Source organism: Parasphingopyxis sp. CP4 (genome assembly GCF_013378055.1).
Lineage (GTDB): Bacteria > Pseudomonadota > Alphaproteobacteria > Sphingomonadales > Sphingomonadaceae > Parasphingopyxis.
Genome location: NZ_CP051130.1, coordinates 1,181,901 through 1,195,364 on the forward strand (window position 1 = coordinate 1,181,901; position 13,464 = coordinate 1,195,364).

Annotated in this window: 12 protein-coding genes and 1 tRNA gene; 9 read left to right on the plus strand and 4 right to left on the minus strand. The window is 58.7% G+C overall.

What is annotated here, in order from left to right:
- Positions 1-7: 7 nt before the first annotated feature.
- From HFP51_RS05675 to HFP51_RS05685, 3 genes are all read left to right on the plus strand, one after another.
- Positions 8-469 carry a DUF11 domain-containing protein gene (locus tag HFP51_RS05675; protein ID WP_176874769.1) on the plus strand — a complete coding sequence of 154 codons (462 nt, stop codon included), beginning with the start codon at positions 8-10 and terminating at the stop codon, positions 467-469.
- A 78-nt stretch (positions 470-547) separates the two neighbouring features.
- Positions 548-1,651, plus strand: a complete 1,104-nt coding sequence (locus HFP51_RS05680) for a hypothetical protein (protein ID WP_255454907.1) — start codon at positions 548-550, stop codon at positions 1,649-1,651.
- Positions 1,652-1,701: 50 nt separating this feature from the next.
- Positions 1,702-6,822, plus strand: coding sequence for a hypothetical protein (locus HFP51_RS05685; protein ID WP_255454908.1), 5,121 nt, complete (start codon positions 1,702-1,704; stop codon positions 6,820-6,822).
- Between the two features lie 317 nt (positions 6,823-7,139).
- Here HFP51_RS05685 and HFP51_RS05690 read toward each other — a convergent pair.
- From HFP51_RS05690 to HFP51_RS05705, 4 genes are all read right to left on the minus strand, one after another.
- A tRNA-Leu gene (locus tag HFP51_RS05690) sits at positions 7,140-7,224 on the minus strand.
- 61 nt (positions 7,225-7,285) lie between these two features.
- On the minus strand, positions 7,286-7,789 hold the full coding sequence (locus HFP51_RS05695) for a DUF805 domain-containing protein (RefSeq protein ID WP_176874770.1): 504 nt from the start codon (positions 7,787-7,789) through the stop codon (positions 7,286-7,288).
- Positions 7,790-7,832: 43 nt separating this feature from the next.
- Positions 7,833-8,240 (minus strand): DUF805 domain-containing protein, encoded by a 408-nt coding sequence (locus HFP51_RS05700; RefSeq protein ID WP_176874771.1) that lies wholly within the window; start codon positions 8,238-8,240, stop codon positions 7,833-7,835.
- Positions 8,241-8,333: 93 nt separating this feature from the next.
- Complete coding sequence (locus HFP51_RS05705; RefSeq protein ID WP_176874772.1) at positions 8,334-9,842, minus strand: YifB family Mg chelatase-like AAA ATPase; 1,509 nt, start codon at positions 9,840-9,842, stop codon at positions 8,334-8,336.
- A gap of 135 nt (positions 9,843-9,977) precedes the next feature.
- Here HFP51_RS05705 and HFP51_RS05710 point away from each other — a divergent pair, with 135 nt between their 5' ends.
- The 6 genes from HFP51_RS05710 (at position 9,978) to yihA (ending at position 13,464) form a co-directional block, all read left to right on the plus strand.
- The gene (locus HFP51_RS05710) at positions 9,978-10,283 is read left to right on the plus strand and encodes a hypothetical protein (RefSeq protein WP_176874773.1); all 306 of its coding nucleotides are present in this window, start codon (positions 9,978-9,980) and stop codon (positions 10,281-10,283) included.
- Positions 10,284-10,375: 92 nt separating this feature from the next.
- Complete coding sequence (rpmH, locus tag HFP51_RS05715) at positions 10,376-10,510, plus strand: 50S ribosomal protein L34 (RefSeq protein ID WP_176874774.1); 135 nt, start codon at positions 10,376-10,378, stop codon at positions 10,508-10,510.
- A gap of 20 nt (positions 10,511-10,530) precedes the next feature.
- Positions 10,531-10,857, plus strand: coding sequence for a ribonuclease P protein component (gene rnpA / locus HFP51_RS05720; protein ID WP_176874775.1), 327 nt, complete (start codon positions 10,531-10,533; stop codon positions 10,855-10,857).
- Positions 10,854-11,066, plus strand: coding sequence for a membrane protein insertion efficiency factor YidD (gene yidD / locus HFP51_RS05725; RefSeq protein WP_176874776.1), 213 nt, complete (start codon positions 10,854-10,856; stop codon positions 11,064-11,066). The genes rnpA and yidD overlap by 4 nt, the downstream gene beginning before the upstream one ends.
- Before the next feature lie 29 nt (positions 11,067-11,095).
- The gene (gene yidC, locus HFP51_RS05730) at positions 11,096-12,832 is read left to right on the plus strand and encodes a membrane protein insertase YidC (protein WP_176874777.1); all 1,737 of its coding nucleotides are present in this window, start codon (positions 11,096-11,098) and stop codon (positions 12,830-12,832) included.
- The gene (yihA, locus tag HFP51_RS05735) at positions 12,829-13,464 is read left to right on the plus strand and encodes a ribosome biogenesis GTP-binding protein YihA/YsxC (RefSeq protein WP_176874778.1); all 636 of its coding nucleotides are present in this window, start codon (positions 12,829-12,831) and stop codon (positions 13,462-13,464) included. Before yidC ends, yihA begins: the two co-directional genes overlap by 4 nt.

Below are 13,464 nucleotides of genomic sequence, written 5' to 3' on the forward strand. Positions count from 1 at the left end.
AAGCAAGATGAAGTATCTTATCGCATTGATCGCATTGATCACGCCAGTTGGCCCAGTCATGGCCAACCAGGTTGCACTTGAAAGCACGGTTTTCGTCGAGCGCAGCGAAGAGCAGCCTGATGGGAACGTCACGGTAACACTAGAAGAGCCCACTCGCGTAGTTCCGGGCGATGCCTTGGTGTTTGTTCTAACCTACGAGAACACCGGCGCCGATGCTGCAGAGAATTTTGTCGTCACCAACCCAATGCCAGAGGCTGTCGTCTTCGTCGAAGCGATCGATGCTGGCGCTGTTTATTCGGTCGATGGCGGAAACAATTTTGGCGCGCTGACCGAACTGCGCGTTGCTTCAGACGGCGGTGTCGAACGCGACGCCCAGCCTGTCGATGTCACACATATTCGCTGGACACTCACCGAGCCGATCGCGGCCGGCGCGTCCGGGCAACTCAGATTTCGCGGCGTCGTGAGATAGCCGCAAATACAACCGCCGACTGAGCCAGCGGACCGGGGGGTGAATGGCTCGAAACTTGACGGAACTAGGATTAAGGCAATGAAAAACATGACAAATTATCTTGTCTCCGTCAGCAGCATTACGCTCATCGCGTTTGCTGCTGCACCGGCATATGCAGCCGGGACGGATGCAGGACTATCCATCAACAACAGCGTTACGGTCGAGTACCAGGTATCTGGTGTTGACCAGGACGATGTGATCGCATCAGACGCATTCGTCGTCGATCGGGCGATCAATGTGATCGTTGCTGAAGTAGGCAATGTGACCACATCGGTTACACCAGGTCAGCAAGATGCAGTAACGACCTTCGACGTCACGAACGAAACCAACGGATTTATCGATATTGCTCTTGCGGTATCGCAGATCGTCGGCGGAACCGCATCGCATGGCGGGACTGACACGTTCGACGTCACGACTGTCGAAATCTATGTCGATGAAGCGGCCGGCAACGGCAGCTATGATGGCACGGAAAGCCAAGTCACCTTTCTCGACGAGATGGGCAATGGCGAAACGCGCCGGATCTTTGTGGTTGCAGACGTTCCGACGGGCCTTGGCACCAACGATGTTGCCGATGTTGAGCTGACGGGTACCGCGCGTGAAGGTAATAGCGGAACGACTGGCGGCGCTGTCGGCGGTGTGATTACGCCGACCACAGGCGGCGATACCGCTGGTGTCGATACAGTCTTTGCTGACGCTGATGGCGTTTATGACGGCATCGCTTCGGACGATGATGACTATACGGTACTTGCTGCCGCACTGAGCGCGCTCAAGGGCAGCACCGTAACCAATGCGAACTATCCGATCACAGGCGCTACGGAATTCTACAATATTCCGGGTGCAACGGTCGAATACTGCATTGCTGTAACAAACGCTGCCGGTGGTGCTGATGCCACTAACGTTACGATTACGGACGCTGTGCCGACAAACACTACGTTTGTGGCTTCGTCGATCGTGATCGGCGGTACGGCAGTGATTGACGATGGCGGTACACCGGGTGTTCCTGGTGATGACACGCTGACAAGCTGTGACAACAGCACCGGAACGCCAGGTGGCAGTTTCGGTGGTGGTAACGTCACGGCTACATTGGGAACGGTTACCGCTGGGACGACTGAAATCGTAACGTTCCGCGCGGTTATCGACTAGGTAGCTAGATCGTGGCCGCAGATATTTCTCGGCGGCCAGGATTCTGCGCGATGCGTCAACCGATCCTCTTGGCATGTGCAATGATTTTTGCACTGCTCGCTGCGCTATTGTCGCCAGCGGGTTCGATCGCGCACGCCCAGACGATTAGTAACATTGCCTATGTGGAATGGGACGAAAACGGCGAAAGGCGGCGCGAACCGTCTAATCAACTCGATATTGATGTTGAACTCGTCGACGGGACACCCCCGGAAATTGGGCTTTTCCAATTTAATCCTGGTGGCGGTGGCGGCACTGACAATGTCGTTCTGAACGGAACGAGCTGTGTCGCCACCCCCCCATTCACCTCGCCGCCGCTTGGCGGGGTATATGGCAGCGTCCCGGTGGATCCTGCTTCGGTCATCACCGCGACGGAAATTCGCCCCGGCGAACCTCTGATCTTTTCCGTTGTGCATGCTGCATCGAACCAGAATCCAACGGTCGCGGAAACCTATGATATTACTATAGAAACCGACAATGGTGATCGCGAAAACCTAATCCTGACGGAAACTGGCGTCGATAGCGGCGTATTCGCCGGCTATATATTTACGGCAGCTGTTCCACCCCAGCCGGTTCCGGAAAACTGCATATTGTCTGTTGTTCCGGGCACGGCGCTGCAAATGTCGCCAACTGGCGAAAATGGCGCGCGAGATCTTGCAGATTTGAGCGTAGACGTGCTCGAAAGCTTCGGTTCGACGGTGTTTGACAGCGAAACTGGCGCGCCAATCAACGGTACGCAGGTCACTCTCGTTGACGCAGCAACCGGCCAACCCGCGGAAGTCTTCGGCAATGACGGAATCTCAACATTCCCGGCGACCGTAACCACCGGACAGACCGTCACTGACAGCCAAGGCTTCACATATACACCCGGGCCGGGAGACTTCTTCTTCCCGGTCGTGCCACCCGGTGAATATCGATTGGTGATCCAACCCCCTGATCCTTATACAGGAATCTCGCAAGCATCGCCCGCCGAACTGGCGGCTTTCGTCGATTCTAGGGGTGATCCCTATGATATCGTCGATGGTTCGTTCGGTGAGAGTTTCACCCTGGGCGGTATCGATGCAATCGAGATTGATATCCCACTCGATCGGCCAACCGCACCTCTGACAGTCGAGAAAGCAGCATCGCGGCAGGTCGCCGTGCCAGGGGATCCTATTCTCTTCAACATCCGTGTCAGCAGCACGGATTCCACGCGTCCGACGCGACCATTGGTGATCACCGACAGCCTTCCCGCGCAATTGCGACTCCGGCCCGATTCCATTCGCCTGAACGGTGAAAGGCTCGCCAGTGGCGTCGATATTACCGCCGATGGTCGACAATTTACTATTTCAATACAAGGCCTTGCGGCTGGAACGAGCTCCATCCTGTCTTACATCACGGAAGTGCTGCCACAGGCGCGCGCAGGCAATGCGACCAACAGTGCACAGGTTCGCGATGATCGGGGACAGGTCAGCAATATTGCCGATGCAACGGTTCGCGTTTCTCGCGAGACCCTGGCGACACGAATGACGATAATCGGTCGGATTACAGACGGTGGCTGCGGCGTAGATCCGCGCACAGCACCTGGAATAGCTGGTGTGCGCATCATGCTGGAAGATGGCAGTTATGCCGTGACCGACGAAGATGGGCGCTATCATTTCGAAGCGGTTACACCCGGACTGCATGTCGTCCAGATGGATGAATCTACTCTTCCCCTTGATCGCGCTGCGGTTGATTGCGCTCGCAACACGCGTTCAGCCGGACGCGCATTCTCGCGCTTCGTAGAGGGCCAAGGCGGCGGACTGTATCGCGTTGATTTTCGTGTCAGGGCCGTGGAGCCTCGCGCGGCTCCTGAGACCGCCACACCGGCTGTTGAGCGGCCGACGCCGATCACAGATGGTGAGGCGGCGGGTGCCGATCGCGACTGGATAACTGACCAAACACCTGGAATAGAATGGATTTTCCCCGCGGAAGATCACAACCCGCGTACCCGCGTCATGCGAGTCGCCATCAAACATTATCCGGGCCAGACGGTACGATTGACCATCAACGGTGCTCCAGTGGCACCGGTCGCCTTTGAAGGCTTGCGGACAAATGCGGCCAATACGATCGCAATCAGCCAATGGCGCGGTATCGGAATTGAAGAGCGCGAAAATCGATTTGTCGCTCAGATTGTCGACGCCGATGGCACGGTTGTCGAAACCCTGTCGCGCACAGTCCATTTCAGTAACGCACCGATCCGGGCTGAATTCTTGCCTCATCGATCACGGCTGATTGCCGACGGCGTTTCGCGTCCTCTGATCGCGATACGGCTTACCGATCGTGATGGCCGTCCGGTCCATCATGGCCTGACCGGAGACTTCTCCGTTCCCTCCCCCTATGGGGCTGCCGTCGAAGCAGACGCGCAACAGGCGCGCCAGCTTGCCGGCCTCGAACGTGCCGCCCCTGGATGGCGCGTAGAGGGCGATGAGGGCATTGCCTATATCGAACTCGAACCAACAACGGTGAGTGGCACTCTAATCGTCACCCTACCGTTCCGAGATGGCGAGGTTACCCGAGAGCAGACGATAGAGACCTGGCTCGAGCCTGGTGATCGACCCTGGACTGTTGTCGGCTTTGCGGCTGGCACGGTTGGCTTCAACCATCTCGACCGAAATCTGGAAGAGATTGGGGCTGACGAAGAGACCTGGTACACCGATTCCCGCGTCGCCCTGTACGCACGCGGTCGGATCACTGGTCAGTGGCTGATGACCATGGCCTACGATAGCGATGCGGAGCGGGATGATACCCGCTTCCAGGGCGTTATCGATCCGAACCAATATTACACCATCTATGCAGATCGCTCAGAACGCCGCTTTGACGCGGCCAGTGTTCGCCGTCTTTATCTACGGCTTGAGCGGCCGCAATTCTACGCGATGTTCGGCGACTATGAGACGAACTTTAACGAGACCCAGCTCACGCAATATAACCGCAGCTTTAACGGTGTGCGCGCCGAGTTCCGGAACAATCGCGTATCGGCCACTGCATTTGTCGCGGATACACCGCATCGGTTCCGCCGGGTTGAGATTCAGGGCAACGGCCTCACTGGTCCCTATGCGATCGGCAGCACGCAGCTGCTTGCAAATAGCGAACGCGTGACGATCGAAGTGCGCGATCGTCTGCGCTCGAACATCATCGTCTCGAGCCAGCAGCTCGTTCGCCACATCGACTATGACGTCGACTATTTCAACGGGACGATCCGCTTCCGCGAGCCGATCCTCAGTCGGGATTCGTCACTCAATCCGCAATTCATCATCGTCGAATATGAAGTCGACGGGATTGCTGCCCGCCGGGTCAATGCCGGTGGCCGTTTCACCTGGGCGACTGCCGACCAACGTCTGCGGATCGGCGTCACCGCAATTCGCGACGACGACAACCAGCGCGAGACGAATATGGGCGGCATCGACATTCGCTGGCGTCCGACGGACTCAACCGAAGTTCGCGCTGAGTTTGCGGCAAGCGATACCGATCCAGGCGCCAGCGCTGCACCGACCGAAGACGATCCGGGCACTGCCACCGCATGGTTGGTCGAAGCCGAGCATCACAGCTCCGATTTCGATATCCTTGCCTATGCCCGCGAACAGCAATCTGACTTTGGCGTTGGCCAACTCAGTGGCGCAGAGCGCGGTACACGCAAGTTCGGTTTTGACGGTCGGGTCCGCATCGACGAACAATTCTCGCTGGCAACGAGCGCCTGGCATGAGGACTTCCTCACCAGCGGTGCGCGGCGGATCGCTGGTCAGGCCTTGGTCGAATATCATAGCGGCTCGACCGATGCGCGGCTGGGCATCATCTACAGTAATGACGAGCTCAGCGACGGATCGACACTGGAATCGACCTTGCTCCAGATCGGCGCGACGCAACGCCTGTTTGAAAACCGGCTGACGCTCGACGCTCAGACCGAGTTCGCGCTCGATGATGCCGAAAGCGTCGACTTCCCGGCGCGCCATCAATTCACCGCCCGCTTTGCCGCAACCGACTGGATCACCCTGGTCGGCGGATATGAAATTGCCGAGGGCGATAGCGTTGACGCACGCACGGCCCGTGTCGGCTTCGATATCCAGCCCTGGTCCGGCGGTCGCATTTCGCTCGCTGGCAATCAGCAAGACATTGCCGAGTTCGGTCCGCGTACCTTTGCCGCTTATGGCTTTGCCCAGTCGTTGGTGCTCGACGAAAACTGGTCGGTCGATTTCTCGCTCGACGGCAACAAGACGCTGAACGGAGGTATCGATCCCGACACTGTCTTGAACCCGGCTCAGCCGGTCGCCAGCGGCGGGTTCATTGGCAATGGTTCGAATCCGACCCTGACCGAGGACTTTACCGCTGTAACCGCCGGCGCAACCTATCGCGGTGACCGCTGGAGCTGGGCAGGTCGCGCCGAATATCGCGATGGCGAGCGGGAAGATCGCTATGGCGTCACAACTTCACTGCTAAGGCAGATCGGCGAAGGCAGCGCGGTCGGCGGTGCATTCTCCTGGCTGCGCGCCGAACAGGATGGCGGCGCGACCAGCGAAATCACCACGCTCGAAATCTCGGTCGCGCATCGCCCGATGGCCAGCGACTGGTCATTCCTCAACAAGCTTGAGCTGCGCAGTGACGAGATCACCAATGCTGTCGCGGGCCAACCCGGCCCGATCGGCAGCGCACCGCTGCTCGTGACCGGCGACCAGCGATCGCGGCGGATCGTCAACAGCTTCTCGCTGAACTATTCGCCGACCAGCACGGGTCTGAGCATGTATGGCGGCCAGGATTTTCTGGACCGCAGCGAGTTCAGCTTCTTCTGGGGCACACGCTATGTTTCCGATCGGTTCGGCACAGCCGATGTCGAGGGCTGGAGCAATCTGTTTGGTGCCGATGCGCGCTTCGATCTGTCCGAAACATTCGATATCGGCGCCTCGGCCAGCGTGCGTGAAGGCAATGGCGGCCGCGCCTGGACCTGGTCTGTCGGCCCGAACATCGGCATCAGCCCGATCGAAAACACCTGGATCTCGGTCGGCTATAACATCACCGGTTTCGAAGATCGTGACTTCGAAGCCGCGCGCTACACCCGAGATGGGCCCTATGTGACCTTCCGCCTGCGCTTTGACCAGCAAACCTTCCGCGATCTCGGCTTCTAAAGCCACTTCGCAACCAAGGTTAGTTGACACTGGTTGACAGTGCGAAGCCCGATCCGGGCCGCTACTCCAAATTTTCTCATTCCGGGCACAATGGCCCGTGGTGGCGCTCCTATCGCAGTGACGTCACCGCACCCGGCCGTAACGCTTTAATTGACACTGGTTGGCACAGGACGCCCCAACACGGCGCCGTGGTTCTTTTTCGTCATTTTGCATCAAAATTGCGCGTGATCGCTCTCCTGCGGTCGTGACGCATCACGTCGACTCACCATGGAAGATGCCATGGTGTCCAATGTGTAGGACAGGAGAAAGCGGGCCGGTGGTACCTCTGGCCGGAGTCGAACCGGCACTCCCGAAGGAACTCGATTTTGAGTCGAGCGCGTCTACCAATTCCGCCACAGAGGCCCGCAGGCAGGGGGAGCCGATTAGCGAAGCGTTGCGCACTCCGCAAGCGGCTCCCTCCTAATTAGGCAAATGTATCTGCCGTGCCGCGACCTTTCGGGTCTTCGCCATAGCGATTGGGGCCGGGTGTTCCGTCAAGGAAGTAGAACACGATCAGCGTGATTGCGAAGCCGATAGCTATCAGCATTCCAATCATGGTAATCGCTCCGGACTCCATGCCTGCGCCCAGGAATACGAGCACATATCCGGCCAAAGGCGCCAACAACCACCAGCCGGACCGGTTGGTATCGTGCAGTCGTCGCACTGACACCGCGATGCTGGGTATGATGAAGGCAAGCGAGATTATGATTGCGAGGCCGAAAATGACCATGATCGCACCACCAGCGGCCATCGCAGCTGTCGGATCACCGCCCGTGGCCATCATGGCACCGCCGCCAACCGCAAATATCAGTATCTGAATTACGATCGAAATCAGGAATTGGAAAACGGCCCACATCCAATATTCCATGCGCCGTGATCGACCACTGAACTCCGCATACCGCCGCAACGGCATAAGCATAAATTCCATTGGTTCACCCCCTCTGTTTCAAGAAATATGTACGGTAACTGCTCTAGCTGAATGTGTCAGCGTTTACCCCGCCCTTGGGATCTTCGCCGAAGCGATTCGGCCCCCGCGTTCCTTCGAGACACATGAAGACCAGAACGATCAGACCACCAAGGAACGGAATGAGCCCGAGCAGCACAAACCAACCTGACTTATCCTGATCATGGAAGCGCCGGACCTGGACGGCCAGCGAGGGAATGATAATGGCCAGAACCCAAACAAGAACGATAGGTGACTGGGATTGCATCGAAAATCCCATGCCGCCATCGCCATAATTGGTTTGGCTGGTGCCCGTGAGTAGCGTCAAAACGAATGTCACAATCAGGACAAACAAAAAGAACATCCAATATTCCATGCGCCGTGATCGACCGTTGAAATCGACATAGCGTCGCAACGGCATGAACATATATTCCATGAAACTTCCCCTTACCTGGTATCGAAAAACGCCCCATCGATCTGTGCCGATTGGCGACAGGGTCGGACAATTTGGCCGTTCAGGCAAGGGAGGTCAGCTGCGTGGCGGTTGGCGCCGATAGCTGAGAGCCTCAGCAATATGGACGCGGCCGACGGTTTCACCGCCGGCCAGATCGGCAATCGTGCGCGCCACTCTGAGGACGCGCGAATAGCCGCGCGCCGTAAGCCGCATCGCCTCGGCCGCTTGCATCAAGAGCTTGCGCCCAGCATCGTTGGGTGTCGCCACACGATCCAATAATTCACCATCTGCCTCGCAATTGGTCCGGATCGCCTCAGCAGCGTAGCGCGCCAACTGGACATTGCGCGCAGCAGCGACGCGGTGCGCAATTTCAGCAGAGCCTTCGGTCGGCGCGGGCAAGGTCAAATCAACTGCGCAAACCGCCTGCACATCAACATGCAGATCTATCCGGTCGAGCAACGGGCCCGAAATCTTGGCTTGATAGTCGGCGGCGCACTTAGGTGCGCGCGAACAGGCCAGCGCTGGATCACCAAGATGACCGCAGCGACACGGATTCATCGCCGCGATTAGTTGAACCTGCGCCGGAAAGCTGACATGCGCATTGGCCCGCGCGATCGATATCGTACCGGTTTCCAGCGGCTGGCGCAGGGAATCGAGCACTGGTCGCTGGAACTCGGGCAGCTCATCAAGGAACAATACGCCAAGATGCGCGAGGCTAACCTCGCCGGGCCGCACCTTGAGCCCTCCGCCGACAAGTGCCGCCATGGATGCACTGTGGTGCGGCGCGCGAAACGGACGATTGCGGGCAAGCCTTCCGCCATCCAATGTGCCGGCAACGCTGGCTACCATCGACACATCCAGTGCCTCGGACGCGGTCAAATCCGGCAAGATTCCGGGCAAGCAGGCCGCCATTAGCGACTTTCCCGAACCCGGTGGGCCCGACATCAGGAGGTTATGGCCGCCCGCGGCCGCGATCTCGAGCGCGCGCTTCGCCGTCTCCTGTCCCTTTACCTGGCGCAGGTCCGGTCCGGCCGCTCGCTCTTCCACATCGCCAGGGACTGGCGGCGCAAGCTGGCTCGTACCCTTGAAATGATTGAGCAGCGACAGGAGATCGGGCGCAGCCAGCACTTCGACATCCCCGGCCCAGGCGGCTTCAGGACCCTGCGTTGCCGGGCAGATCAGGCCGAGCTCGCGTGACGATGCGTTGAGCGCCGCCAACAACACGCCCGGCGATGCGGCGACCCGCCCATCAAGCCCGAGCTCACCCACCACAACATATCCGGCCAATGTTTCCGCATCGATGACACCCATCGCGCCGAGCAGCCCGAGCGCGATCGGTAAATCATAGTGCGATCCTTCTTTGGGAAGATCGGCCGGCGAGAGGTTGATCGTGATTCGTTTTGGCGGGAGCGCAAGGCCGATCGCAGCAATCGCGGCCCGGACTCGTTCGCGACTTTCCGCGACCGCCTTGTCCGGCAGCCCGACCAGGTTGAAGGCCGGCACCCCGGGTGCAATCTGCACCTGTACCTCAACGGCCCGCGCCTCCAGCCCAAGATAGGCTGTCGTAGCAACATGAGCGACCATATCCGGCTCCCGCCTTTCCCGTTTTCCGCCATGATGTGCCATGCGCCATTTCAGGAGTCGACATAAACCATTGATAATATGTGTTTTATTGTTCGCATCTTGTCGATGTAACAATTCATCCCCAGTTCGGGTGATGTGACGGAGCCAAATTTCACCAATCCGCGCGACAAACGCGCTGGAATCCGCCTTGTGCTGACGGTGATTGGCGGAATCATGGTTGTTGCAGCGCCGATCGTTGGATTGCTGCCCGGTCCAGGTGGCATTTTTGTTTTTGCTATCGGGTTTGCGCTGATGTTGAAGAATTCGGCTTTAGTTCGGCGCTTCTACGCGCGTCTCAAAGCCAAGCATCCGCAAAAGGGTGAATGGGTCGATTGGGCGATGCGCAGAAAGAGCACTTTGCGGCGCATGCGCAGACGGCGCGAAGAGCGAGGCGCAGATTGACTTTGTACGGGGCTTCGACTAGCACGCCCATCAGATTTGAGGCCGCCCGCAAGGCGCGGCCCTTTTTGTTCCAGTTTTTGAGGAAATGAGCGATGAAGCGCACCTTTCAGCCGAGCAATCTCGTGCGCAAACGGCGGCACGGATTCCGGGCCCGCAAAGCAACCGTCGGTGGCCGCAACGTGCTCCGCGCACGCCGTGCAAAAGGCCGCAAGAAGCTGTCCGCCTGACCGCGGCGTCAGCGCCCGGCTTGACGACTCTTAGAAAACGCAAAGATTTTCTGGCCGCCAATCGCGGCAAACGGGCAGTCATGCCCGGTTTCATTCTGTTGGTGCATGATCGCAAAGATGGCGATGATGGCCTGCGTCTTGGCATTACTGTCACCAAGAAGGTCGGCGGTTCAGTGGTTCGCAACCGCATGAAGCGCCGGTTCCGCGCTCTCGGACGGGAGATCCTGCCGGAACGTGGAATTCATGGTGCCGATCATATCCTGATCGGGCGCAAGGCGGGAATTGAGCGCGATTTTGGATCGCTTCGCGGTGATCTGCTATCGGCGTTGGAGCGGGTTCAGCCATGATCGCGAAGCTGTTCATTGGCCTTGCTCGACTGTGGCAGATGGGTCCCTCGGCGATCTTGCCACCGACCTGCCGATTTCAGCCGTCATGTTCATCCTATGCGATCACTGCCTGGTCGCGCTATGGGGCTTTCAAAGGCAGCTGGCTTGCGCTTCGGCGAATTCTGCGCTGTCATCCGTGGGGAGGATCCGGTCATGATCCTGTCCCGTAACAAGAGATTGAAGAGAATGGGGAATTGCGGTGGATAGTTCGCGCAACATGATCCTGGCGATCGTGCTTTCGGCGCTGGTCTTGATTGGCTGGAGCTTTGTCTCCGAGCAGGTCGCACCGACGCCTCCCCCGCCCGCGCCGGAAACGGCCGAGGAAGCCGATGTCGTGCTCCCCGCATCCGAGACCGCACCGGTCGAGGAAACGGCCGTGACGCAGACTGTCGATGAAGCACTAGGGACTGCCACGGCCGCCCGCATCGCAATTGAAACCCCGCGCCTTCAGGGCAGTATCAACCTGCGTGGTGCGCGGATCGATGATCTGGTCCTGCTCGATCATTTTGAAACCAACGAACCCGATTCGGCTCCAATCCGGCTGCTCGCGCCCGAAGGCACCGAAGCCTCCTATTTCGCGCATTTCGGTTGGGCCGGTGACGGCGTCGAGATGCCAGACGGCGATACCATCTGGCAGGCCGATAGTGAGACCCTCGCACCCGACAGCCCGGTCACGATGCGCTGGCGTAACGGCACCGGCCAGCTCTTCGAGATCGAATTGCAGGTCGACGAGGATTTCCTGTTCACGGTTGGCCAGCGCGTATCCAATACGAGCGATGCACCGATCAGCGCCCGCCCCTATGCATTGCTGATGCATCGCGGCGAAATGCAAAGCGCCGGTGCGCCCGATCCTGACACCTGGCTTATCCACACGGGCCCCTATGGGTTCTGGGACGATGTTCTCCATCGCGATCTCGATTTTTCCGATCTTGATGAAGCCGGTTCCGCCGGTGAGCGATTCGCGCTGCAAAACGGATGGCTTGGGTTTAACGGCAAATATTGGCTCGGCGCGCTCGCACCTGCAGGAGACCGCCAAGTAGACGCTGCTTTCATGGCGCTTACCGACGGCCGCTATCAGGCTGTTTTCACTGGCCAACCAACCGTGATCGAAGCGGGTCGCGCGATGACGGCCGATACTCACTTCTTCGCCGGCGCCAAGGAAACGCACCTCCTTGAACGCTATGAAGTCGAAGCCGGGATCAACCAGCTTGATCGGGCGATCGACTGGGGTTGGTTCTACTGGTTCGAGCTGCCGCTCTTCTATCTGCTGAGCTGGCTGTTCACGACGGTCGGCAATTTCGGCGTCGCGATCATCCTGATGACGTTCATCGTCCGCGGACTGATGTTCCCGATTGCCCAGAAGCAATTCTCGTCCATGGCTGGCATGCGTGCCGTGCAGCCCAAGATGAAGGAGCTGCAAGAACGCTACAAGGACGACAAGCCGAAGATGCAGCAGGAAGTGCTGGCACTCTATCAGCGCGAGAAGGTCAATCCATTGGCCGGCTGCCTGCCGATCTTCCTGCAGATCCCGATCTTCTATGCGCTCTACAAGGTGCTCCTGGTATCGGTGGAGATGCGGCATGAGCCATTTGCGCTCTGGTTGCAGGATCTCTCGGCACCCGATCCGCTGACCCCGGTCAACCTGTTCGGGCTGCTTGCCTTCGATCCGCCCAGCTGGCTGGCGATCGGTATCCTGCCGATCCTGCTTGGCATCACCATGTATCTGCAGTTCAAGCTGAACCCGGCCCAGATGGACCCGACCCAGCAGAAGATCTTCGAATTCATGCCCTGGATCTTCATGTTCATCATGGCGCCGTTTGCAGCTGGCCTGCAGCTCTATTGGGTAACGTCCAACTTGCTGACCATTGCGCAGCAGAAATGGCTCTATAGCCGCGATCCGCGGCTCAAAGAGCAGGCGAAGATGGCCAAGGAATGACCGATCAGGCTGCCTTGGAAGAGATGGCCCGGAAGACATTTTCCGGACCCATCGACTTTCTGAAATCGGCACCAACCCTCGAATTTCTGCCCGATGCGGATCTTCCCGAAGTGGCCTTTGCGGGCCGCTCCAATGTCGGCAAGTCGACGCTCCTGAACGCGCTGACCAACCGCAAAGGCCTGGCCCGTGCGTCCAATACGCCCGGACGGACGCAGGAACTCAATTTCTTCGAGGTCGGCGATCCGCCGCAATTCCGGCTCGTCGATATGCCGGGCTATGGCTTTGCCAAGGCCCCGCCCCAGGTCGCCAAGCGCTGGCGGCACCTGATCAACGATTTCCTGCGCGGTCGCCCGACTCTGAAGCGCACATTGCTGCTGATCGACGCGCGGCGTGGGCTAAAGGATATCGATCGTGAACTGATGGAGATGCTGGACGAAGCGGCCGTCAGCTATCGCATCGTTCTCACCAAGTCCGACAAGCTCAAGGACAAGGCGCTCGCCGCGACCACAGAAACGCTCACCGAGCAGGCGAAACGCCATGCAGCAGCGCATCCGGAGATCCTCACAACATCGAGCGAAACCGGATTGGGTGTAGACGAATTGCGTAAAGCCGTTATCCAAGCGATCGGCTGA